The 25,418-nt window shown below is 23.6% G+C and carries 21 protein-coding genes and 1 pseudogene; 7 read left to right on the forward strand and 15 right to left on the reverse strand.

The genetic code is table 4. The features are described 5' to 3' along the window. Positions 1–27 precede the first annotated feature (27 nt). Genes U744_RS0102200 through U744_RS0102215 form a run of 4 tightly spaced genes read left to right on the forward strand, consistent with a single transcriptional unit; the run spans position 28 to position 3,713 of the window. A complete protein-coding gene (locus U744_RS0102200) occupies positions 28–1,239 on the forward strand; it encodes an ATP-binding cassette domain-containing protein (RefSeq protein WP_025755461.1) in 1,212 nt (403 codons plus the stop codon). After that, the gene (locus U744_RS0102205) at positions 1,232–2,197 is read left to right on the forward strand and encodes a sugar ABC transporter permease (RefSeq protein WP_025755462.1); all 966 of its coding nucleotides are present in this window, start codon (positions 1,232–1,234) and stop codon (positions 2,195–2,197) included. The genes U744_RS0102200 and U744_RS0102205 overlap by 8 nt, the downstream gene beginning before the upstream one ends. Next, entirely contained in the window at positions 2,163–2,987 is an 825-nt protein-coding gene (locus tag U744_RS0102210; RefSeq protein WP_025755463.1) for an ABC transporter permease family protein, read from the forward strand. Before U744_RS0102205 ends, U744_RS0102210 begins: the two co-directional genes overlap by 35 nt. Positions 2,988–3,017: 30 nt before the next feature. Continuing rightward, a complete protein-coding gene (locus tag U744_RS0102215; protein WP_025755464.1) occupies positions 3,018–3,713 on the forward strand; it encodes a hypothetical protein in 696 nt (231 codons plus the stop codon). Positions 3,714–3,765: 52 nt separating this feature from the next. On the opposite strand, the gene gap is transcribed toward U744_RS0102215, so the two are convergent. The 13 genes and pseudogenes from gap to topA form a co-directional block, all read right to left on the reverse strand. Beyond that, the gene (gap, locus tag U744_RS0102220; protein WP_025755465.1) at positions 3,766–4,770 is read right to left on the reverse strand and encodes a type I glyceraldehyde-3-phosphate dehydrogenase; all 1,005 of its coding nucleotides are present in this window, start codon (positions 4,768–4,770) and stop codon (positions 3,766–3,768) included. Between the two features lie 128 nt (positions 4,771–4,898). Beyond that, complete coding sequence (fmt, locus tag U744_RS0102225; RefSeq protein ID WP_036431824.1) at positions 4,899–5,753, reverse strand: methionyl-tRNA formyltransferase; 855 nt, start codon at positions 5,751–5,753, stop codon at positions 4,899–4,901. Then, positions 5,746–6,603, reverse strand: a complete 858-nt coding sequence (locus tag U744_RS0102230; RefSeq protein ID WP_025755467.1) for a hypothetical protein — start codon at positions 6,601–6,603, stop codon at positions 5,746–5,748. Before U744_RS0102230 ends, fmt begins: the two co-directional genes overlap by 8 nt. A gap of 14 nt (positions 6,604–6,617) precedes the next feature. After that, entirely contained in the window at positions 6,618–7,586 is a 969-nt protein-coding gene (locus tag U744_RS0102235) for a DnaD domain protein (protein ID WP_025755468.1), read from the reverse strand. A 258-nt stretch (positions 7,587–7,844) separates the two neighbouring features. Next, positions 7,845–8,420: a nucleoside/nucleotide kinase family protein gene (locus U744_RS0102240; RefSeq protein ID WP_025755469.1), complete on the reverse strand. Its 576-nt coding sequence runs from the start codon at positions 8,418–8,420 to the stop codon at positions 7,845–7,847. Next, positions 8,421–9,311, reverse strand: a complete 891-nt coding sequence (locus U744_RS0102245) for a 5'-3' exonuclease (protein ID WP_025755470.1) — start codon at positions 9,309–9,311, stop codon at positions 8,421–8,423. Then, positions 9,304–12,234 (reverse strand): DNA polymerase III subunit alpha, encoded by a 2,931-nt coding sequence (gene dnaE / locus U744_RS0102250; RefSeq protein WP_025755471.1) that lies wholly within the window; start codon positions 12,232–12,234, stop codon positions 9,304–9,306. Before dnaE ends, U744_RS0102245 begins: the two co-directional genes overlap by 8 nt. A gap of 95 nt (positions 12,235–12,329) precedes the next feature. Next, positions 12,330–13,973, reverse strand: coding sequence for an MHO_4530 family protein (locus tag U744_RS0102255; RefSeq protein ID WP_025755472.1), 1,644 nt, complete (start codon positions 13,971–13,973; stop codon positions 12,330–12,332). Continuing rightward, positions 13,973–16,144 (reverse strand): ATP-dependent helicase, encoded by a 2,172-nt coding sequence (locus tag U744_RS0102260; protein ID WP_084644110.1) that lies wholly within the window; start codon positions 16,142–16,144, stop codon positions 13,973–13,975. Before U744_RS0102260 ends, U744_RS0102255 begins: the two co-directional genes overlap by 1 nt. A 10-nt stretch (positions 16,145–16,154) precedes the next feature. Continuing rightward, on the reverse strand, positions 16,155–16,454 hold the full coding sequence (locus tag U744_RS04825) for a hypothetical protein (protein ID WP_156921621.1): 300 nt from the start codon (positions 16,452–16,454) through the stop codon (positions 16,155–16,157). A gap of 3 nt (positions 16,455–16,457) precedes the next feature. Further along, a pseudogene (locus tag U744_RS04900) lies at positions 16,458–16,793 on the reverse strand (RDD family protein); the annotation flags it as partial. Then, complete coding sequence (locus tag U744_RS0102270; RefSeq protein WP_025755475.1) at positions 16,793–17,815, reverse strand: glycosyltransferase family 2 protein; 1,023 nt, start codon at positions 17,813–17,815, stop codon at positions 16,793–16,795. The pseudogene U744_RS04900 and the gene U744_RS0102270, both read right to left, overlap by 1 nt. An 81-nt stretch (positions 17,816–17,896) precedes the next feature. Continuing rightward, positions 17,897–19,768 (reverse strand): type I DNA topoisomerase, encoded by a 1,872-nt coding sequence (gene topA / locus U744_RS0102275; RefSeq protein ID WP_025755476.1) that lies wholly within the window; start codon positions 19,766–19,768, stop codon positions 17,897–17,899. Between the two features lie 177 nt (positions 19,769–19,945). Here topA and U744_RS0102280 point away from each other — a divergent pair, with 177 nt between their 5' ends. Further along, entirely contained in the window at positions 19,946–21,820 is a 1,875-nt protein-coding gene (locus tag U744_RS0102280; protein WP_025755477.1) for a ribonuclease J, read from the forward strand. 45 nt (positions 21,821–21,865) lie between these two features. On the opposite strand, the gene U744_RS0102285 is transcribed toward U744_RS0102280, so the two are convergent. Both U744_RS0102285 and mnmG read right to left on the reverse strand, forming a co-directional pair. Then, positions 21,866–22,300, reverse strand: a complete 435-nt coding sequence (locus tag U744_RS0102285) for a 23S rRNA (pseudouridine(1915)-N(3))-methyltransferase RlmH (protein ID WP_025755478.1) — start codon at positions 22,298–22,300, stop codon at positions 21,866–21,868. After that, on the reverse strand, positions 22,300–24,135 hold the full coding sequence (gene mnmG, locus U744_RS0102290) for a tRNA uridine-5-carboxymethylaminomethyl(34) synthesis enzyme MnmG (protein ID WP_025755479.1): 1,836 nt from the start codon (positions 24,133–24,135) through the stop codon (positions 22,300–22,302). Before mnmG ends, U744_RS0102285 begins: the two co-directional genes overlap by 1 nt. 189 nt (positions 24,136–24,324) lie before the next feature. On the opposite strand from mnmG, the gene nusG reads away from it, so the two are divergent. Together nusG and U744_RS04225 are read left to right on the forward strand one after the other, a co-directional pair. Continuing rightward, positions 24,325–24,933: a transcription termination/antitermination protein NusG gene (nusG, locus tag U744_RS0102295; protein WP_025755480.1), complete on the forward strand. Its 609-nt coding sequence runs from the start codon at positions 24,325–24,327 to the stop codon at positions 24,931–24,933. A 170-nt stretch (positions 24,934–25,103) separates the two neighbouring features. Continuing rightward, on the forward strand, positions 25,104–25,418 hold a 315-nt coding region (locus tag U744_RS04225; protein WP_036431829.1), incomplete at its 3' end, for a hypothetical protein.

Raw genomic sequence — 25,418 nt, forward strand, 5'->3', positions numbered from 1 at the left:
ATTTTTTTATTAGTACTTTATAAAAATATGAATAAAAATGATTTTTTAGTAAAAATAGAAAAACTAAATTTTAAATATAGCAAAAATTCAATTAATTTGAAAATTGATAATTTAGTTTTGCCTAAAAATAAAATCATAACTTTACTGGGACCATCAGGAAGTGGGAAAACAACTTTATTAAATTTAATAGTTGGTTTTTTAAAAGCTAAAAAAGGTGAAATTGAGGTTAGTTCTATTCCAAGTGAAATTGGTTATATTATGCAACAACATAGTTTATATGAAGGTGTTAGTGCAAAAGAAAATATTTATGTAAGTGCCAAAAATTCTTTTAGTTGAAAATACAATAAAAAAATTAAATTTTTAAAAACATTTCTGGAAAAAAATTTTTATTTTCAAAAAACAATCACAAAAATGCTTGTTAAGTTAACCTCTTATACATCTGAAAAAAAATATAAGAAAACTTATTGATATGAAAAATTGTTAGTGTTTAAATTATTTTTTTATTTAATAAATGATTTAAAAACACTTTTATGATTTGTTCATAATTATAAATTAAAAAAAATGTTCAACAATGAACTAATAAGTATTGCAAAACAATTAGAAATTGAAAAAATTATTAATAAAAAACCTCATGAATTGTCAGGGGGAGAAAAACAAAGAGTAGCATTTGCTAAATCAATTATTAAAAAAAATAAAATTATTATTATGGACGAACCATTTTCAGCATTAGATGCAAAAATTAAAGAACAAACAATTAATTGATTAAAAAAAATTAAAAATTTATACAATTTATCAATTGTTATTGTCACTCATGATCAACTAGATGCTATGAAAATAAGTGATTATATTTTAATTTTAAAAAATGGAGAGTTACAACAATTTGATAAAAGTGAAAATTTATATAAAAATCCAAAAAATTTATTTGTTGCTAAATTTATTGGATTTCCTGAAATTAACTTAATGAAAGAAGATGAAAAATTTTGATACTACTTAAGAAGTAGCGATTTTAATGTAGTAAAAACTACTAATAATAAAAAATGGCAAATTATTGATAAAAAATCACTAGGTGATTTATGACTGTATGATTTAAAAATAAAAAATGAAGATAATATAATAAAAATTACTTCAAAAGAAGATTATTTAAATATTGGTGATTTTGTAGAATTAATTTATGATTCAAAAAAATTATTAATTTTTAATAAAAAAAATGAAGAAAGATATTATTTAAACAATGAATAAAATAAAACTATTTAACATTTTTTATAATAAAAATAAAAAAACATTATTTTGATTTTCTTTAATAATTTTTATTTTGTTTTTTATTGTATTTAATTTTTTACCCTTTTTATATACAATTGATAAATCTTTTCGTGTTTACTCTCCTATAGATAAAATTAACTATACTCATGGAATTGAAAACTTTTTAAGCATATTTAATGATAATCAATTTAAAATAGCAACTCGAAATTCAACATTATTATTTTTTATTGCAACTCCACTCTCATTAGTTATATCTTTATTTTTAGCATTAGTGATTTTTTCCTTAAGTTCAAAATTAAGTAAAAATATTTGAATAACAACAATTTATTCTCAATTTTTTGTGTCTTCTTTTGCTATTGGAATTACATTTAGTTATTTATTTGGTGAAAAAAATATAGCATTTAAATATTTTTTCAATAGTGATAAAAGTTTTGTTGGTGAACCTAGAATTGACATTATTTGATTGTATTTAATATTTCAACTTTGAAGATCAATCCCTTTTAATACTGTGTTATTTGTTTTTTCAATTCAAAGATCACACAATACTTATGAAAAAAATATTAAAATTGATAATTTAAGTTTGTATGACAAAATCAAAATTGTTTATTTTAAAGAAATAAATCATACATTAGCAACAATATTTATAACTAATTTAATTTTTTCATTTTTTTTATTTCCGCCTGCAATTATTGATGCCAATTTAGAAAGAATTAGTGGACATACTTTATCAAGTTATATATATGGTAAAATAATCCCTCTTGATGGATCAATAAATTTAGATTTTGCTAAAGCATCTGCAGCAAGTGTTATTTCAATTATTTATATTTTATTTTTACTTTTAATTTTCTTTATGTTAAAACCTAAAAATATTAAAAAATTTTTTTATTGAGTAAGGAGAATTAATGTTTTTTACAAAAATAATAAAAGAATTAGCTAAATATTTGATTATCATAATTATAGTGTTAATTTTATTGTTTCCAATTTACTATTTATTGCTGTTTTCTTTTTTATCTAAACAAGAATTTATCGATAAAAAATTTCCTGTTTTATATTGAGTTTTTAATCCCACAAATTATCAAGAAATCTTTAATTCAAATCTTTTAAAATCACTTTTACTAACTTTTTTTGCTATTTTAACTATGATTTTTTTACGAATAATAATATATTCATTTATATCAATTGTATTAATTAATATTTCTGAAAAACTAAAAAAAATAATTTTAGCATTAATTTTATTAACAACTGTTGTACCTGAATTTAGTTTATATATAGGACTTAAAACAGTAATTGATTTATTGGATATAAAAAATGCCAACTATTTTCCTTTAACATTAACTACTAATACTATTTTTTCATACTTTTTACTTGTTTATTTATTTAAAAATATTGAAAAAGTAAAAAAAGAAAAAAATCAAGTTATTTTAAATGATAATTTAAGTTCATATGACAAGTTTAGATTAGTTTATTTTCCAAGATTAAAAATGTCATATTTTTTAATTGTTGTTTTTAGTGTTATTAATGTCTGAAATGATTATTTATGACCTAGTTTTTTAATGTATGGAACAAAAGACCAAAATATTACTTTATGATTTAAAAATTTAGGTCAAACTCCTTTGGGGAATACATTTTTAAATGTGCAAGCAGCTGGTGCTGTGTTTTCTTTGATGATACCTTTATCAATTTATTTAATTTTTTCTAAATTTATCAACAAACAAATAAGTAAATAAAATATTTAAAAATAATTAAACAGGAGAAAAATGATTAATTTAACTGAATCAGAAATTAAATTTTTATCTAAAACTTTAGTTGATGAATCAATTAAAATCGCAAAACTATCAAAAACCAAAATTAATAATTCTATAAATTTAAAATATAAAAATAATAATCAAAATTATGAAATATTTTTAACTAATTTTTTTAGAAAAAATAATTATTTTGAAAAAGATAAAATTTTTGAATTCTGTGCATTAATTTTTAAAATGATTTTAAAAGCACAACTTTTTAAGTTTGGAACAAGCAAATTTGCTATCACTTATTTAAAATTAATTTTATTTTTATTTGAGTTTGATTTTAATTGAACCCTTGATCATTCATTAAAAATTGAAAACAATATTTTTTGCCATGAAGCAAAATTATCAGATAAAAATTTAACCTTTTTTGCTAATTCAAGCCAATTTATGATTAAATCAAATGAATTAGATAATCTTCTTTTGATAGCTTGTAAAGAAAATTTAAAAAATAATTGAATTGAACTATCAAATGAAGAACAGAAAAATATTTTAAATGAACAAATTTTAAATTTAATTAAAAACAATTCAATTTCTTTTTCTAATAAAGAAATTTTTCTAGAAAATAATATTCTAGCTTTTAATGATAGATTAAATAAGTTAAAAAACAGTGAAAATTGAATTATTTTTTTAAATTCATTATGAATACTTTCAACTATGTCATAATAAAAAATAAAATAAATAAAAACAACCTGGTAAAGGTTGTTTTATATTTAAATTATTTTAATTTAGCAAAATATGAAACAGTTCTTACAAGTTGTGAAACATAGGACATTTCATTATCATATCATGCTGAGATATGATATAGATTTTTTCCATCTTTTGATTTTACAATTTTAGTTAATTCTGAATCGTAAATTGAACCGTATTTTGAACCAATAATATCTGATGATACAACTGGTACAGTTTCATATTTTAAACTTTCATTTGCGGCTTTTTCAAATGTTGCATTCAATTCTTCTACAGAAGGTTGTTTATCAAGTTCAACCACAAGTTCAACCAATGAACCTGTAATGGTTGGAACTCTAATAGCTGATCCATCTAAAATTCCTGCTGCTTCAGGGATTACAAGACCAAGTGCTTTTGCAGCTCCTGTTGAAGTTGGAATCATATTTAATGCAGCGGCTCTTGCACGACGTAAATCACTATGAGGAGCATCTTGAAGTCTTTGATCTCCTGTATATGAATGCACTGTAGTCATTCATCCTTTTTTAACACCAAAATTTTTAACAAGTACATTAACAATAGGTGCAAGACAATTGGTTGTACATGAAGCAGCTGAAATAACTGTATCTTCTTTAGTGATAATGTTATGATTTACATTGTAAACAACAGTTTTTAAATCAGATCCAGCAGGTGCTGAAATAACTACAGCTTTTGCTCCGGCTTCAATATGTTGAGCAGCTAGATCTTTTTTGGTAAATCTTCCTGTTGATTCAATAACTAAATCAATTCCAAGTTTTCCTCAAGGAAGCATTTTTGGATCTCTTTCAGCATACACTTCAATTCTGTTTCCATCAACAATAATAGCTGATTCTTCAGCTACTACATCAACTGGTAATTTTCCAAATGCTGTATCATATTTAATTAAATGAGCAAGTGTTTTTGCATCTGTTAAATCATTTACTGCTACAACCTTAATATCTTTGTTTTTGGTTTGAATTAAAGATCTTAAAAACAATCTACCAATTCTTCCAAAACCATTAATTGCAACTTTTTTCATTTTGTTTCCTCTCTTTTAATTTGACTTTACCAATTAAAATCATAATTTAATCTTAATTTAGTTAAAGTATATAAAATTATTGCAAAAAACAAAAAATTAAATTAGCAAAGTTAATCAAGTAATTTTAATTATTTAATAGATAAAGTGATTCTTTTTTTAGATTCAAATTGATAATCACTAGCATATAAATTTCCATTTGAAAAAGAAAGTTTTAAAGCATTTTTAATTGGGTTTTTAAAAGCATAAAAAATTTTCACACGCTTGTTGTTTACATATAAATATGCTCCAGGATTGGTGCTAAAGGCCCTAATTTTATTAAATGCTTGTTCAACTGTTAAAGTTGATTCTAAAAAAGCGTCTTCTTTTAAAAGTTTAGGTGCCAAAGTAACTAAATTTTCATCCTGAATTATTTCATTGAAATTTCCTGAATTAAAATCATTTAATCATTGAACAATTACTTGACCTGCTAAAAGTGAAAGTTTGTCAAAAATGCTTTTGCTAGTATCAATTTCATTAATTTGTAATTGTATTTCTTTAATAATATTTCCCGCATCCATTTTACTAGTCATGTAGATTAAATTTAATCCTGTCTTATCATCTCCATTTCATAAACTATGTTGAATTGGAGCTGCTCCTCGATATTTAGGCAATAGAGAACCATGAATATTTAGCGCTGCTTTTTTAGGTAATTTTAAAATATTGCTAGGAATATATTGACCAAAAGCACAAGTGAGTAAAATATCAAAATCAATCATAGTCAATTGATCATATATTTGAGAAATTTTTTCAGGCTGAAAAAGTAAAATGTTGTGTTTTTGTGCTAATTTTTTAACTGGAGTTTCAATTAGTTTATATCCACGATTTGCTTGTTTATCTGGTTGTGAAATAATGGCTTGCACATCAAAATTTTTAATAATAGCTTCAAAAGCAGGAACTGCAAATTCAGGAGTCCCTGCAAGAATTATTTTTAATTTTTTATTCAATTCAAACCTCACATTCTATCAATGAATTAATTATTTTTTTTAAGCGATTAATTCTTTTTAAAGCATATAAATCTTTTTTAGGATTATCAATATTTTTTTCAATATCATTTAAAGGAATCTCTGATCCAAAATAAGTCAATTTATTTTTACGTTCTCTAAAATCTAAAATTTTTATCAATGATGGTAAAAATCACATTGGCAATCAATCTGATCCAATTCCATCTAAAATTAAAACATCAATGTCAATTAATTCTTCAATGTAAAAAAATTCTTCAGTTAATTTAGCTGAACCAAAAGTTTTTTTAACTTCAAAAATTAAATAAAAAATATTTACATAAGCAACTTTTTTATTAGCATAAGCTAAATTATTTGCAATACTTGAAAGTAGTCTTTCTTTATTAGCTTCATTGTTTGAGTGTAAAAAAATTCCTTTAAGAGTATCTAAAAATTTTTGATCAAAAATTTTACTTTTAAATTTTTCTTGATATTTATATAAATCAAAAAAATTATTTTCATCAACATTAATTTCTGTAAAAAATTTTTTATATTTAACTCCACCTAAATTACTAAAAAAAATATTATTTTTAATTAGATAATCACGTGCTTTATTATTGTTAGCGTAAAAATATTCAGTGACTAATTCTCCTTTTTCATTGCGTTTAATTTCAATTTCAGTGATATATTTTTCCGGTTCAAGTGAGCGCATTTTTATATCAATTAAATCAATATATTTCAAAAAAATTTCACCATCATTCATGTTGTTTTGCAAAATTATTTTTGCTAAAAATGGATCATTTTTAGCTTGATTAACAATCTTTTTTTTCTCTTGTTCAATTTGTTCTTTTTCCATAAAACCTCAATTTATTACAATGACCTTAAATAATTTGTTTTAATGAAATTTTTCTTTGCAATAGTTAATTTATAATTACTTGAATTAGTGAATTTACCATCTAAATAATTTTCAGAAGCCTCAAAATTAGAGATATTGCGCTTGTTTAACTCATTTAAAATACTATTAATTTGTTTTCAATTAATTGAACCATTGTTATGTAAAAATGAAATAAGCATTACTAAATTAATAATTTTAAAATCATCTGTTAACTTATTTAATTGAGAAATAATATTTTGTTCTAACTCACTTGAAGGTGTTTTTGTTAAATATTTAAAAAAATCTGCATTGTTATATTTAAGTAATGCTTCGTATTCATTTTCAATTGAACTATTGATTAAATTTAGTTGAGTTTTTAACTCAATGTTATTTTGTGATTTTAAAAAAGGTAATTCATTTTTAATTGTTTTACCATAACCAATTATAAAATCAACACTTTTAGGTTTATTTGCAATTTCAATATCTGCAAAAACATCTAAAAAATGCGCACTAATGTCTTCAAAATTTTCTTTATGTAAACTAGTTTTTTTAGCTTTATTTTCAAGCAAATTATCTACAATTTCTTTTCCCAAATTATTATATAATGCATTTTTTAAAATAGTATTTTTATTAATTTCTTCACGATTTAATGGGCGTTTAATTGAAATAACAACACGTGAATCTTTATGATTGTTAAAAGTCTTAAACAAGCCTATTGCTTCTAATTTTTTACGAGAATTTTCAAATTTTTCTTTGGTTGTATTTAAAAGTAAATAAAGAGTTTCAAGATTATATTCAAAATAAAAAAGAGGATTTTCTTTAACTTTTGATGACAGAAAATTATATAAAGTAACTGATTCTGATCCTAAAAGCGGAAGATAAAATTTAATAATACTATCATTATCTGATGAGGTTAATTCTTCTCCTCTTTCAACTGTTAAATAATTATAAATAATATTTTTCATTTTACTTCCTTACTAATTTTTTGTCCATTTTTTTATGATTGCATAGAAATTTTAAATTACTAAAAAATATTTTTTTAAAAGAAACTATCTTTTTTTAGATACTAGCATTTTATTAATAAGATATACACATTAATAATTTTGTTGAAAAGCTTTTTTTTAAGTCAAAAAAGAATAAAAAAACTAACTTTTAAAAAAAATAGTTAGTTATTCACAATTTCAAAATTTTTTCAAACTTGCTTATTTGATAAAAAATAATTTCTATTTCTTACTATTAAAAACATTGTATTTTAGTATTTTTTTAATATCTTTTAAAGTATTAATATCTTTTAAATTTAATTGAATTATTTGAATATTTTGATAATTATTTTTATTAGTATAATGATCATTAAATAAAGTATCTAAAATTTTCATTTGCTTATCAGAAACATTTCGTTTGCGGCAATTCTCAAGTCGAGTTTTTTCATCAGTGTGTAAAAAAATAATTTTAGTAACAAACTTAATAAAATTACTATGCAAACTATGTAATGCTGCAATTTCAATAAAATCATATTTGTTTTTATTTAAATGCTGATACACTCTTTTATGTACAATAGCTTGAAATTCATCAAATAATTTGTAATCATTAATTACTATTTGTCTAATTTTTTCTTTAGAAACTTTTTCATGTTCAATTAAAAAATTAAATTTAGTTTCTTTCAAAAAATGTACAAATGATATATCTTTATATAAATTAAGTACAAAGTCATCACCATTAAAAATGGTGTATCCTAATTTTTGAACAAGATTTAAAAAATAAGTTTTTCCAGTACATGGTTTTCCTGTGATGGCAATCATTTATTCCTCTTGATTTTGAAGATACTCATTTAAAAATTTAAATACAACATTTAATTCAAGTTCTTTTAAAATATCTTTTGCTTTCTGAAGATCTAAATTAATTATTAAATCCTCAATTTCATACTCAAATTCTTTAACATCATAATTTAATTTAGCTAATTCTAAAGACATATTTCCTTGTTTTTTACCAGTTAAAAGTTTTTCTCTAACTGATTTAGAAATTAAATCTGAATTAATGTTATTAAATATGTTTTCATATGATTGAAAATTTTTAAGTAAATTAATGGCTGTTTTATCACCAATTCCCTTAATTCCTGGTAAGTTATCACTTGGATCGCCTTTAAGACCTTTAAAATCAGGGATTTGACTAGGTTTGATGCTATAAATAGTTTCAAAATTTTTATAATTAATAAATTCATAATCATGTTTTCCACGAAAAATAATCGATGTATTTTGATCAACTAATTGCAATAAGTCTTTATCACGTGAAAAAATAAATTTTTGGTGAAAAAATTTTTTTGTTGCTGTAGCAATTAAATCATCAGCTTCAGCTCCTGGTATTTCTCAATGAGCTATATTTAGTTTATTTAAAATTAATTTAATTAATTTAAATTGCAAAAAAATATCTTCTGGGGCTTTAATTCGATTAGCTTTATATTCAGGAAAAATATCATGACGTTTTGTTTTTGAATTAGCATCAAAAGCAATAAATAAATAATCAGGTTTTAAACTTTTAAGCAAACGACATAGTTGAAGCAAAAATAAATTAATTGCATTAGTTGGAGTTCCATTTTTTGTGCGCATTATTTTAGTTAAGTCGCCACTATATGAAGCATAAAAAGACTGAAACATTAAAAAATTTCCATCAATTAAAAGAATCTTTTTATTCATTTATTACCTCTTGTCAACTATTTATTATGTAATAACCTTTTTCTGAAAAACTAATGTTAATTAAAATAATTCTTGGGTTTTTGTAATCAATTAAATCTTGTGCGTATGTATTAAAAATAAATGCATCAACAGAATTTGTTGAATCTGATACTCTAGCAATTATTTTACCCTTAATGTTTTTTTTCACAGATTCTAAAAAAACATATAAAAATTCATTTTGACTTGGTTTTAATGTTCCCAAAGTGATTTTCTTCTCATATTTTTTTGTTGGAAAAGCATTATAAATTGCTCCTAAAAATTCTTTTTCACATTTAATTTCTAAATCAAGATCTAAATTTTTAGCATTAATTTTTTTGTTAGGAAAGTCAGTATCTGAATAAAACTTTTCAAGTTTTTCTTGAATTGATTTATTTGATTTGTCATGAATTTTTTTATATACTTTATAACCATTTTCAATTGTCAAAAGAGCATCAAGTAATTCAGTAATATTTCCAAATTCTCTAAAAACATTAGCCTTAATTAATGTTTCAATAACTGAATATCCAATTGATGCAATTCTTAAACGTAGAACTCCTGTAAAAAAATTATCAATTTTTCCATGTGTTTTAATTTCATTGTAAATTTTTTCAACTGCTACTGCCCCAATTCCTTTAATTACAATTAAAGGTAATTGAATTTTAGAATTCTCTTGGTTTGTTTTTCATAAAATTTCACTTTTAAAATATGAATTATTAATTTTAGGAGAATAAACCTCTATGTTATGTTTTTTAGCAACCAATGAAATTTTTTTAATAGCTGATAAATCAGAAATACTATTATCAATAATAACTTTATAAAAAATTTCAGGATAACGAGCTTTATAAAAAGCTAATTTGTATGCAATGAATGAATAAGCTACTGCGTGAGCTTTATTAAACCCATATAGAGCAAATTTTTCAATTTGATTGTAAATTAGTTCAAGTGTTTGTAAATTGATATTGTTACGTAAACCATTTTGATAAAATAACTCTCGATAACGATTCATATCAGCAACATTTTTTTTTGAAATAGCTCTTCGGAGTAAATCAGCTTCAACAAAAGACATTTTGGCAACTTGTTGAGCTATTTCCATAATTTGTTCTTGATAAACAATGATTCCAAAGGTTGAAGCTACAATTTTGTCATAAATTGGATGAATTTTGTGAATTATTTGTTTTGCAAATTTAACATTTGCATAATCTGGAATAAATTCTTTTGGTCCAGGACGAAAAAGTGAAATAATAGCATAAATATCTTCAAAAGTATCCACATGAACTGTTTGAATGACATTACGCATTCCAGGAGATTCTAACTGAAAAATTCCATCAGTGTTTAATGTGTTAATTAAATCAAAAGTAATTTTATCATTAAATGGATTAAAATTTAAATCAATTACTTGATCAAATTGAAATTGCTCTTGAAGTTGAGACTCAATTTGCTGAATAATAGTTAAATTTTTTAAACCTAAAAAATCAATTTTAATCAATCCAAATTGTTCTAAATTAGTCATTTCAAATTCAACTTGATTTAATGAATATGAATTTGCTCGAACTGGAATTATATTTGTTAGTCTTTGATTGCAAATAATTACTCCAGCAGCATGAATTCCACTTTGTCTTGGTAATCCTTCAATTTTAGAAGCATATTCATGTAATTTAGGATATTTATTAACCAATAATTTGTATTTTGTATTTTTAGCATAAGCTATTTCAAGAGAACTATCAACTGCATTTAATGAAGTGGTAACTTTATCAATATAACTAAGAGGGATTTTTAACACTCTTCCAACATCTCGAAGCGATGACTTTGATGCTAAAGTTTGAAATGTTGAAATTAAAGCACAATTTTCCTTGCCAAAACGTTTTCCTATATAATCAATAATTTCATTACGCCGATCATCTTGAATGTCAATATCAATATCAGGTAATGATACACGGGCAACATTTAAAAATCGCTCAAATAAAAGTCCATACTCAATTGGATTAACATTAGTAATATCTAACAAAAAAGCAATAATTGATCCTGAAGAACTTCCTCTTCCTGGTCCTATTTCAATTTTTTGAGTACGTCCATAATCTAAAATATCTTTAATAATTAAAAAATAATCTATAAAACCAAGTTTTTTAATGGTATCAAATTCATATTTAATTCGCGTATCAATAATATTTTTGCCATATTTTTTAATTAATTTTTGATATTTAATTTTATTAATTGATTTTTTTAATTGCTCTTCTTTGTTTTTAAAAGACATAATTTTAATCTCAGATGAAATTTCAATTGGTTCAATTAATTCAACAAAATCATTCATTTGTTTTAAAACATCTTGTGAAACATAATTAAATTCATCAGGATCATAATAATCATTGTAATAATTGTTATCATTTGGATTTTGAGCTATATTGTTTAAAACAGACAAAATTTCATTATCATTTTTATTTAAAATTTTTTTAGTGGGAGCATAAACTGTAGGTCAATTTTGAACTGTATTTAAATCATTAAAATAAAAATTCTTAATTATTTTCCCCTGAAAATTGTTTTTTAATCCATTTTCAAAATGATTAACAACAAGTAAATTTTCATTTTCAAGTTCATAAAAAGAAATCTCTTTTTTTTCTGAGCGAACTAAAATAAATTCATTTAATTTAGTATATCCTAAATAATTTTTTGCATAAACCATCACTGTAAAACCTTCACTTAAATTAAGTTCAATTCCAATTAATAATTTTAAATTATTATCTTGTGAGAATTTTAAAAACATTGGTAGAGCAAAAAGGTTTTCTTTATCAGTTAGTGCAATTACTGAAAGTTTTTTTTCCTTAACTAGTTTAAATAAACTTTCTATGCGAATAGTTGAACTTAAAAATGAATATTCAGTGTTAGTGTGCAAAATTAAATGGTTATTCATAATCATATTTTACCTTTTTTGTATAAATTAAAATATTAATGATAATTTTTTTAAAAAATAACATCTAGTAAACTAGATGTTAAAATAAACTTTTTTTAAATTTTTTTATAATTTGAATTAAGATAATAGGCTTTGATATTAGCTTTTTCAACAATTAAAGGATCTAAATTCAAGTTTGGATCCTCATAAACAATTTTAATGTTGTTTTTTTTAGCAAGTTCAACAATATTAATACAATCATAAAACACTTCAACACGATTTAAATTACTAGTAATTTTTTTTCCAATAACAATTAGTTTTAATTTAGTGTAACTAATAATATTAATTAATGGTTTGTTAATAGTATCAACATAAAGTGCAGTATAAACATTAAAATTGTGGTTAAAATTGATTTTTTCTTGAAGTTTTTCGTAATTAAATAAATTTGAATATGCATAAACTAAATAAGTTGGTGAAATATTAGCAATTTGAATTTCTGATTTTAAGAATACTTCTTGAGAAACTTTAACCATATTTGAAGTGATATTATTTTTATTTTTTTGTATTAAAATGTAATTGCTATTTTTAATATATTCATATCATTTGCTTTCATATAAATAGTTCAAATAAGGAATATTTAAAAAGAAATCAACTTCTTGGATATCCATTCCAATAGGAAAAACACTTAAAAGTGAAATAATTGAATCATTGTGTTTTTGATATGTTTTAATTTTTTTTAATATTAATTGAAATTCTTCATCATTATTTTTTTTAACATATTCATTATAATTGTTCACAAATGTTTTAAATTCAGAATTTTGTACTATATTTTTGGGTAAATTAATATATTTTTTAAACTCATTTCGATTGTTTAAAATGTGATACAATGAATACTTAATTTTATTGATTAAAATATTTTCTTCCTCGAGAGTTTTAATTTTACCTTCAGTAAAAATAGTTGCTGCTAAAAAATATTTTGATGCTTGTGAATTGCGATTAATTTTATTTATATTTTCGAGTAAAAAACGATATTTATATTTATTTCCTTTCTTGAAAACAAAATAAATAAAACCATCTCGAATATCAACAATTGTTTTTTTATAAGGAATTAAAAAATGATCATAAATGTCAATGATTTCATCACCTTGAATTTTATTAATATAATAATATGGTTTTAGTGCAAATGCAACAACAATATTATTTAAGAAAATATTTTTAAAATGCTTTTTATTTTGTATAACATTTTTTGAACTATCATTGTTAAAAAGTTTATTTTTTTGCCAATTTATTGAACAATAAAATATTCCATTTTTTTTAGTGAAAATTTTTAATACATAATTAGTTTCATATTGAAATTTATGATCTAAAAAAAGAATAATTTTTTCTAAAAAAGTTAAATTAATTTTATTTTTTTTCAAATTATCTTGCGTTATTTTAATTTCTAATGCATCTTCATGTTCATTAGAAAGTTCAATAAATTTTTTAATCTTAATAATTGTATTTGCATCAAAAAAAGTTCAAAAATTTCCCATTGGAATATAATTAAAAGTTTGAAATTTTGTTTTTTTTGCATCAAAAATAGTTGATAATAAATAATATTTATCTGAAATTCTAATTACACGTTTATTAATATTATCAATTTTAAAAAAAATTACTCCAGAAAAACTTCTAAAATAAAATAAGACAATTAAAAATAAAACTACAAATGCAATCAAAATAAAAAGAATAATTCCAGTGATGATAATTAGTATGTAAATCATTATCTTGAAATAACCTTAATTGAAGGATGATCTTTATTTAAGGTTTTCTCCTTTTTATCTTTAATAAATTTAACAACTATTTCACTACCTATGACATTTGTAACCGTTCCTTCACCAAAAGTAACATGTGAAATAATATCTCCAACAATAAATTTATTTTGTTTTTTAGGTTTATTTTCAAGTTGTTCATCTAAATTATCAAAACTTTTTGAAATAATAATTTCATTAATGTCAATTCCCATTTCTTTAATAAAACGTGAAGGTTGTTTAGGTTCTTGACTTCCAAGCAAATATCCTCTAGAGTCACTAATAAAAATATTTTTTTTTGCTCTAGTAACTGCTACATAAGCAAGTCGTCTTTCATCTTCAATGGTTGATTCAATCTGGGTTAAATTTTTATATTTTTTAGCATCAATGGTTTTATGTCTTATATTTGGAAAAATTCTTTCACTTAATCCTACAATAAAAACATTGTCAAATTCAAGTCCTTTAGCTGAATGAATGGTCATCAGTGAAACAAAATTATTTGAGCTGTCAAAGTCATCAGTTGAAGAAAGAAGTGAAACCATATTTAGATAATCACCCAATGTTAAATTAGGATTTTTCTTTTCTCATGTTTGAATAGATTGAATTAATTCTTTAACATTTTCAACTGCTGAACCTCGAATATTTTTATTATTCTCAATATGCTCATAATAATGAATTTGCTTTAAAAATCAATCAATAACTTTATGAATTTCATTCTTTTCTAAAGCTTTTTTAGCTCTGGTAATTAATTTTAAAAAAGGAAAAATTCGTTCACTTATAAAAGCTTTTTTAAAAGGAAGTTCTTTTCAATTTTCAATTAAAGTATTAAATAAGGTTTTTCCAATTTTTTTAGAATATTCAAGTAATTTATTTAAAGTAATTTCTCCAATTCCTCTTGAAGGAACATTAATAATCCTTTGCAAAGCAATATCTGAACCATCATAAAAAACCCTTAAAAAAGCTATAGTATCCTTAATTTCTGAGCGATGAAAAAATTTAATTCCATTAAATATTTTATGATTAATATTTTCTTGAATTAGTGCCTCTTCAAATGGGCGAGAATAAAAATTAGATCTGTATAAAATAGCAATATTCTTAAGTTGATTTTTTTGCTTTTTTAGTTCATTAATTTTTTGTACAACCCAACGGGCCTCAGCTTCAACACTAAATCCATGATAAAATTCAATATCAGTTCCTTCTTCATTTGGAGTGATTAAATTTTTACTAAAACGAATTTTATTGTGTTGAATCAACTTATTGGCTGCATCTAAAATTTTTTTAGTTGAACGATAATTTAAGTCAAGAACCACTGTTTTACTGTTTGGATATTCTTGATCAAAATCTAAAATCAAATTAACATCTGCACCTCTTCAATTATAAATAGTCTGATCAGGATCTCCCACAATTGTAAGATGTGTTTTTTCATTTGAAATTTTTTTGATTATATTATATTGCATTTTTGATGTATCTTGAAATTCATCTATTAAAATATAAGAAAAATGCTTTTTATAATAAGTGGAAACTTTATCATTGTTTTCAAGTAAATTATTAGTTAAGCAAATTAAATCATCAAAATCAAGTGAACCAGTAGTTGCTAATTCGTTTAAATATTCAGTATAAACTTTTATAATTGGATCTTCAATTGTTAAATTTAATTTTTCAGCTAATTCATAAATATCATAGTAATTATTTTTAGCTCATGAAATATACTGAATCATATTTTTATAACTAATTTCCTGTTGTGAAAGACCAATTTTTTTGTATATTTTTGAAATAACTTGATTTTTGTCAACTTCATCAAGAATTAAAAAATTATTTGGATAACCAAGTAAATGAATAAATTTTCTTAAAATGTTAGCACATAGTGAATGAAAAGTGTAAATTTTTAAATGTTCCTTGTTTTCAATATATTTACTAATTCTTGTTTTCATTTCTTCTGATGCTTTATTGGTAAAAGTCACTGCTAAAATTTTTGAAGGAGAAATCTTTAAATCATTAATTAAATAAGCTACTTTACGAGTTAAAACTTTAGTTTTTCCACTTCCAGCTCCAGCAATAATTCTTAATGGAGTATCAAAATACTCAACAGCTTCTTTTTGTGCTTTGTTTAAATCATTTAAAACATCAATTTTTTTTAATAACATAGCCTTCCTTTTAATTATCTATATATTCAAATTTAGGTAATTCTTTAAAATAAGGTTTTAATTTCTGTTCTTTATTTTTTAAAAATTCCTTTTTATTTGCTAGAACTAATTTTGTAGCTGAAATGTAATCAGTCAAATTTAATTTTTTTTTAGTTACAATTAACAAAAAATTATTCAGCAATTGTATTGCAGGTCAAATTCCAAAAAGAATTTTTTCTAAATTAATTCCAATTTTTATTCTTAATGAATTAATAACAGTAGTTTCAATTTCTAAATTATTATTAAAATCATCATAATGAAAAAAAATCAAAAAAACAATAAAAATAAAAATTCAATAAAAACAATTGAGTAAATTACGTAGAAAAAAATCTTTAATAGTTATTTCTTGATTGTTTTGCTTTAAAATTCTAGTGTTAAAAATTACTTGAAATAAGGTTCTTTTTTGTCAAAAAAAGGGAATAAAAAAATAATAACAAAGAATAAATAATATTGTAAACGTTATTGTTAGGTAAAAAATATATCCATTTTTGTTATATTCTTTTTTGGTATTTAAAAATAAAAAATTAATTAAAAAACATGTCAAACTAACTACTAAAAAATCCAATAAGTTTATAAGTATACGCCTTCAAAATTTTACATTTTCATACATTATTCAAGTTCACTTAGTATTTTATCTTTTTTATATTTTTTGCCTGTTTTTAACATTTGAACTAATAAATTTGTTTCCACTGAATGACCAAGCATGTAGATATTGGCTTTTTTAAAAATTTCATATTCAGAACTATCTTGTATTTTTTTAAGATAATTAATGTGTTTATCAATTAATAAATCGCTTCTTTTTTGTTCGATTTCTCTTTTGTATTTAAAATTTCTATATACAAAAGTTGTATCAGTTAATAATCCTAACATTACTATTTTTAAGTAATAATACTTAGCATATTGAATTTCCTGACTAATATCCAAACTATGAATTTTAATGTATTTTTCAATTTCATCAAATGTTTGTATTCCATTAGTTGTATTCAATCAAATATATGGTCCATAAAATTCACGCACTATTCTTTTATCTATATATTTGTATGTTTTTGCATTCAAAAGCAACATATAAGTTAATTCAAGACAAATTTTTGACCCATTTTTAGTTTTAGGAACATAATTAACAAATTTTTTAATTAAGTTATTTTTAAATACTTTATTAAAAATAAATGGAAATGCATAAGCATAAATTTTTGGATTTTTTGCAATTTCTGTGTCTGAAAAATCTTTCATACGAGCTTTAGGTTTTCAGTGAATTGATCCAATTAATCTAGGTTTGTACTCAAGTAATTCAACATTGTTTTGAACTGCTACTGCAATTAATTCTTTAACATAATATCTTTTGACTGTAGTATCAGAATTTAAAATAGTTATATAATTTCCAGTTGCAAGTCGAAATGAACTGATTAAATTATGCTCATATGAATGATTTTTTGTGTTAAAAATAACAATTAATCGACTTCCAAAAAATTTTTTATATTTTGAGATAATTTCAAAAATTTTCTTTTGTTGGCTATTTTTATTGATGCATAAAATAATTTCAAAATCCTGAGTATCTTGTTCAACTAGATCTTGAAGATATCATTCAATATTGTGATCAGAGTTTCCAACTAAAGAAATAAGTGAAATTCTCATATAACTCCTTAAAAGCAAGTCTATATAAATTTTACCATATTACAACAATTTATTTTAAAGATCAATTAAAAAAGCAACTAATTAGGCTGCTTTTTTATTTTGTTGGGTTTTTTTCTTTTTAAATTTAAAATTATTTTGACCAGGAATACTTCGAGTATAAGTGCAATTTGGAAAATTTTTGCATCCTATAAATTTTTGCCCTTTTTTATTGCGACGTTCAACTAAAACCCCTTCATCATCTGGACAATTTTCATCTAACTCAACAACTTGAATTTTTGATACTTCCATACTATTTCTTGCTTGTTCAAACTCTTTAGTAAATTTATCTCAAAAATTTTGCATCACAAAATTTTTGTCAATTAAATTTTCAGCAATTTTATCAAGTTGTTCTTCAACTTCAGCTGTATATGATTCATTAATAATTTTTGGAAATGATTTAATTAATTTATCTAAAGTTAATTTACCAAACTCAGTTGGTTTTAGTGTATTTTCAAATGATTCAACATACTCGCGATCTTTAATTATTTTGACAGTGGTAGCAAAAGTTGAAGGGCGACCAACCTTAATATTATCAAGTGCTTCAATTAAACTTCCATCATTATATCTTGGAGCTGGTTTAGTTTGATGATTTTGAAAATTAAATTTTTCAACTTCTATAATTTGTCCTTGTTTATATTCAGGATCTTTAATTTCTTCAGGTTCTCCAATAACTACATAATATCCCTTAAATTTAGTTTTGAAAAAACTATTTTTAAATAAATATTTTCCATTTTGGTAAAGATATGAAGTGTTAATTCTTATTGGTTGCTTTATTAAACTTTGAAGAGTTATTTGATAAATTAATTTGTATAAATTAAATTCTTGATCACTCATTTGTGGATAAACATCTCTTACTCTTTGTGGAGTCAAATACACATCAGTTGGTCGAATTGCTTCATGAGCATCTTGATCACCTTTAAAACCTTTAATTGTGTCTAAAATATACTCTTGACCATATTTCTCAGAAATGTAATTTTGTCCTGTTTTTACAAATGTTTCACTCAATCTAGTTGAATCAGTTCTTGGGTATGTAATAAGTCCGCCTTCACCATAACCTTCATATAATTTTTGAGCAATTATTTGAGTAATTTGTGAATTATATGGACTTCTCTTATACAATGCAGCTTGCTTAAATGGTTGCACTTGTGGTGCTTTTCTTTCAGTTTTAGTGATTTCACTAACAATAAGTTCTTTTTTAGCACTATTAAAATAGTTTTGCATTGTTTTTAATTCATGTTCAAAAATTCATTCTCTTTTATCACTTGAATTGTTTAAATTAATATAATTTGCCTGATAACTTTGATTTTGAAAAATAGCAGTTAATTTTGAGTATTTTTCTGGAACAAATTTTTCAATTTCCTGCTCACGATCAATAATTAACTTTAATGCAATTGATTGCACTCTTCCTGCGCTTGGAGTTGTAGGGGAATTATAAATTTTGTTTTTAAGCAGCCCACTTAAACGAAAACCGATGATTCTATCAAGCATTCGACGCGCTTTTTGTGCTTCAATTAGTGATTGATCTAATTTGGTTGGATTATCAATGGCATGCAAAATTGCTGGTTTAGTTATTTCATTATATTTAATTCTAAAATAATTATCTTTTACTTTTAAATAATTAACCAAATGATCACCAATTGCTTCTCCTTCACGATCTGGGTCAGTTGCAATGTAAACTGTATTTGAATTTTTAACTGCATTTTTAAGTGTTTTGGCAATTTCTTTTTTAGTTGTATCTAAAACATATTTGGGTTCCCATTTTTCAAGATCAATTCCAAGTGAAAATAGTCCTTCTTTTTTAAGTTTCATAATATGACCAACACTTGCAATAACTTCATATTCATCTCCTAAGTATTTTTTAATTGTTTTAACTTTATTTGGAGACTCAACTATGACTAAGTTTAATTTGTTCATAATAACAATAATATTACATCATTTTTTAAAAATACTTTATATAAATAATTAATTAATTAATTTAGTTTTTATTATTTTAAAACTTTGTTGTTATAATAATACAAATTAAAATAACTAGTTTATTTTTTTAATCATTATTACTTTAAATTAAATCATAAAAAATACATAGGAGATTTTATGCAACCAACAAGAATAATTGCATTAGGTGGTGTTGAAGAAATTGGTAAATCTACTTTATTAGTTGAACATAATAACCACATTTTTATAATTGATGCTGGAATTAAATTTGCTGATACTTATAACACTGGAATTAAAGGAGTAATTCCAGATTATTCTTACTTAAATCTACCTGAAAAAATTATTGAAGGATTATTTATCACTCATGGTCATGAAGATCACATAGGTGGAGTTGTTTACTTAGTTAAACAAACTAAATTAAATAAAATTTATGCTCCAAGAATTGCAATTCAATATTTAAAATTAAAATTTGAAGAACATAAAATTCAGAAAAAAATTGATTTTATTGAAATTGAAAAGGCTGCAGTGCATGAATATGATTGTAAAGTTAAAGTTGATTTCTGAACAGCTCAACATTCAATTCCTGATGCTTTTGGAGTTCGCATTAGCACTCCAAATGGTTCACTAATGTGTACTGGTGATTTTCGTTTTGATTATACTCCAATTGGTAATTTAACTGATTTTGCTCGTTTGAAAGAAATTGGTGATGAAAACTTAACTGTACTTTTATCTGATTCAACTAATGCTATGAGACCAAATCATTCTCCAAGTGAAAGTGACATTTTAATTGATATTGAAAAACATTTAAAAAATGCAAAGAAAAAAATTATTGTAACTACCTTTGCTTCAAATTTAACAAGAGTTAAAGTTATTATTGAACTTGCAGCAAAATTAAACAAAAAAGTAATTACTTTTGGTCGTTCAATGATTCAAGGAGTAAAAATTGGAAGAAAATTAGGTTACATTAATGTACCAAATGATGTTTTTATTGATAAAAAGAAACTCTCAAATTATAAAGATTCTGATTTATTAATTTTAACCACTGGTTCACAAGGAGAACAACTTGCTGCTCTTTCAAGAATGAGTTATGGCAAGCATGCCACCATTAAAGTTACAAAAGGTGATTTAATTTTATTTTCTTCATCACCAATTCCAGGTAATAGAATGGTAATTGAACTTTTAGTTAATCGTTTGTATAAATTAGGAGCCATTATCAAAGAAAATGGTCCAGATGGATATTTACACACTTCAGGACATGCTTATCGTTGAGAACATGATAAAATTTTTCAATTAACTAAACCTAAATATTTTCTTCCTTATCATGGTGAATATCGCATGAGTGTTGCTCATGGACAAACTGCTATTGAAAATGGAGTAAAACCTGAAAACGTAATTATAATTGAAAAAGGAATTGTTTACAATCTTGAAAATAAAAAAATTATTCCAACTAAGGAAAAAATAAATTTTGGACCAGTGTATATTCACGGGAATTCAGTACTTAATATTGTTGGAAAAATTTTACAACAACGTGAACAATTAAAAGATAGTGGTTTTGTTAATATTTCATTTGTAATTGATCGCAAACGAAATCAAATTGTTTCTCGTCCACAAGTTATAACTCGAGGAAGTTTTTTTGTAAAAAATTCAAAAGAACTAGTTGAAGAATCAAAAAGAGTAGCTCATGGAGCAGTTTTATATATTATTAAAAATAAAACAAATTGAACTATTGATGAACTAAAACAAATAATTGAAAATCGTTTAGAAGGTCTTTTTTACAAGAAAAAGCGTCGTCGTCCAATTATTATACCAACAATTATCTTCACTGATGAACAACCACAAGAAAAACTTAAAGATATAAAATTACAATTTGTTTCAATTAAAGATAAATTATCAACTAATGAATCAGTTATAAATTTAGATAATCTAGATCAAAAAATTAGCAAATCAATCAAAAAACAGCTTAAAGCTGTAGAAAAAGCAATTTTAGATTCATTTGAAGAATCACTTGATATTGATGAAGAAGATGAAAAATAGTAAATATTAAACAAAAATACTCTAAATAAACTTTAGAGTATTTTTTTACTTATGATATTTATGATTACTTTTAATGGTAAATGCCCTATATATTTGTTCAATTAACATTACACGAAACAATTGATGTGGAAAAGTTAATTTTGAAAAAGCAATTTTATTTGCAAACATACTTTCATCAACACCATTTGAACCACCAATAATAAAAGTAAAATTATCTTTATTTATAAAATAATCACCAAATTGTTCAGAAGAAACTTGTTTTCCTTGCAATGACAAATAAATGTACTCAGAATTTTTTGGAATTTTGTCCAAAATAGCTTGAGTTTCTTTTTTAATTTTTAATGTAATATTTTCACTTTTGTATTCTTTAATTTCGATCAAATTAATCTTAACAAAAGAAGAAATTTTTTTTAAATAATCATCATACAAAAACTGAAAATGCTTATTTAAACTACCAACTGCTATAATATTTAGCTTCATTATTTTTGATGCTTAGTTTGAATGTGAAAAATTAACATCTGAATATCTGCTGGATTAATTCCACTAATTCGTGATGCTTGTCCAACAGTTAAAGGGCGAATCTGTTCTAATTTTTGTTTTGCTTCAATTGCTAAATTTTGCACGGCACTATAATCTAAATTAATAGGAATTGAAAAATTATCAAGTTTAGTTATTTTTTTTGCTTGTTGTTGTTGTTTTTTAATATATCCATCTAAACGTATTTTAGTTGTTAGTTCACTAATGTAAGGAAAATCACCTAAAATTAATTTTGCATCAACATCTGGACGCGCTATAACTTTTGTTAATTTTACCCCATTTAAAATATTGTATTTAAGTGCAATTGGATCTTTTGATGAAATATATGTTTCATTAAGTTCATTGATTTTCTTATCAATTAAAGCATATTTGTCAATGACATTTTGATATTGTTCATCAGTGATTAAACCAACTAAATTTCCATATTTAGTAAGTCTTAAATCTGGATTGTCATTTCTTAATAGCAATCGATATTCAGCTCTTGAAGTTAACATTCGATATGGTTCTTTTGTACCTTTAGTTACTAAATCATCAATTAAAACACCAATATAAGCATCAGAACGCGATAATATTAATGGTTCTTTATTTTCTAAACTTAAAGCAGCATTAATTCCAGCAATCAATCCTTGACAAGCCGCTTCTTCATAACCGCTAGTTCCATTAATTTGTCCTGCAGTGTATAGTCCTGATACAATTTTAGTTTCAAGTGAAGGTTTTAATTGCATTGGGTTAATGGCATCATATTCAATTGCATAACCTCACTTTTGAATTTTTGCATTTTTTAATCCTGAAATGGTGCGAATCATTTTGTCTTGTACATCAATTGGCATTGATGTACTAAGACCATTAACATAAATAATCTCCCCATCAGCTGTTTCAGGTTCGAAAAAAATTTGATGACGTTCTTTATCAGGGAAACGCATAATTTTATCTTCAATACTTGGACAGTAACGTGGTCCTATTCCTTTAATTAGACCTGAATACATTGATGATTTATCTAAATTTTCTTTAATTACTTGATGAGTTTGTTCATTGGTATAAGTTAAATAACATGATACTTGTGAATCAATTTTAATATTTGAACGATTAGAAAAACAAAGTTCGCTATCATCCAACTGCTCCTTTTCAACTTGTGAAAAATCTATTGAATTAGCATAAATTCGACATGGTGTTCCTGTTTTAAGTCTTTGTAGTTCAAAACCAATATTAAGCAATGATTGACTTAATTTAGGAGTAGTTTTTAGATTATCAGGCCCTGAAACAGTAACTTCATCTCCACGCAAAATACGTGAATTCATATAAGTTCCAGTTGTAATAATGCCTTTTTTAGCTAAAATTTTAGCATTATCTTCAAGTAAAATTCCTACAAAATTTTTATTTTCATCAATTAAAAGTTCAATTGCAGTATGCTCAATAATGTCAATATTTTTATGATTTTCAAGAGCCTCTAAAATAATTTTTGAATATTTTTCTTTATCAATTTGAGCTCGAATAGCTCGTACAGCTGGCCCTTTTGATTCATTTAGCATTTTAATTTGAATCATTGCAAGATCAGAAAAATATCCTTGAACTCCACCTAAAGCATCAATTTCACGAGTAATAATACCTTTTGCTGGGCCTCCAATTGATGGATTGCATGGCATCATAGCCACCTTTGTTTTATCAAAAATAATTAATGCTGTTTTATGTCCTTTATTTGCGCTAGCAAAGGCCGCCTCAACTCCAGCATGTCCTCCACCAACAACAATAATTTCATATTTTTTATGCTCTTTATTCATAGTATGAATATTTTACAAAAAAGCCAAGAAAGTTATAATGTTTTTATTGTTATTTTTTTATACACTCTAATTAAATAGAGTATTTAACTTTTTTGTACTTTTGATGTATAATAAAAAACAATGAAAAATTTTATTTAATATGCTAAATAATTTTAAAATTTATCAACTAATAACTTATTTAGGAGTGTTATGGAAAAATTCAATTGATATATGATTTCAACTATTTCAGGAAAAGAAGATCTAGTTGTTGAATCATTAACAAATAGAATCATTGCTGAAGAAGTCTCTGAACATTTTGACTACAATGCAACTGAAAATGGACCTTTTAAAGTTTTTAAAAAACCAACTTTAACTGCAAAAGAACTTGAAAAGAAAAATGCAGGTGAAGCTTATAAAATAAAATTTGTAAATATGTATCCAGGATATATTTTTATTAAAATGGATATAACTGATAAAGCATGATTTGTTGTGCGTAACACTCAATATGTTACTGGATTGGTGGGTTCATCTGGAAAAGGAGCAAAGCCAACACCAGTTACACAAAAAGAAATTAATAAATCATTAAAAAAAGAACAGGAAGCATTTACTAATTTTGAAACTGATAAAAATTATTATGGAATTAAAGTTGGGGATATTATTGTATTTGTGGATTCTTCATACAAAGGAACTGAAGGAACTATTAAAAGCATTGATAATAAATCAAATATAGTTGAAGTTTTAGTTGAAAATTTTGGAAAAAATGTTACAGTTGAAACAAAATTAGAAAATGTAAGACCTTACAATTTAGTTAAAAATTAATACTTCAAATAATAAAAATAAGGCCAATTAGGCTTTTTTTATTTTTTTTGGATATTTTTTATTAAAAATAATTAAATTATTGTTCATAAAGTACTATTAATGAACCAATTTTAATTGAATGAGAGTTTACTCCAGAAATTCCAAATGCACTAAAAGATAAAAAAGTTCAAATGGTATTTGAATACATTGATTTAGCTTCTGCAACTGGTAAATCCGAAATTACTACTTCTTTTGTTTCACTAAATACTAATTCAAAAATTTCACAATCTAACAACAAAACCAAAGTTATTTTTGATATAGACAAAAATACACTTAAAGGTGGAAGAAAATATACATTCAAAGAACTTAGAATTAAAAATAGTGATGATACTGGCAAAAAAATATGAATTGACAATTCTCCAAACAATCAATCAAATACAACTCTTAAAACTAGATTTTTTTCAACTAGTCTAACAAGTCCAATTCAAATCAAAAGAAATGGTTCA

This window comes from Mycoplasmopsis cricetuli ATCC 35279 (assembly GCF_000526955.1).
Classification (GTDB): domain Bacteria; phylum Bacillota_I; class Bacilli_A; order Mycoplasmatales; family Metamycoplasmataceae; genus Mycoplasmopsis; species Mycoplasmopsis cricetuli.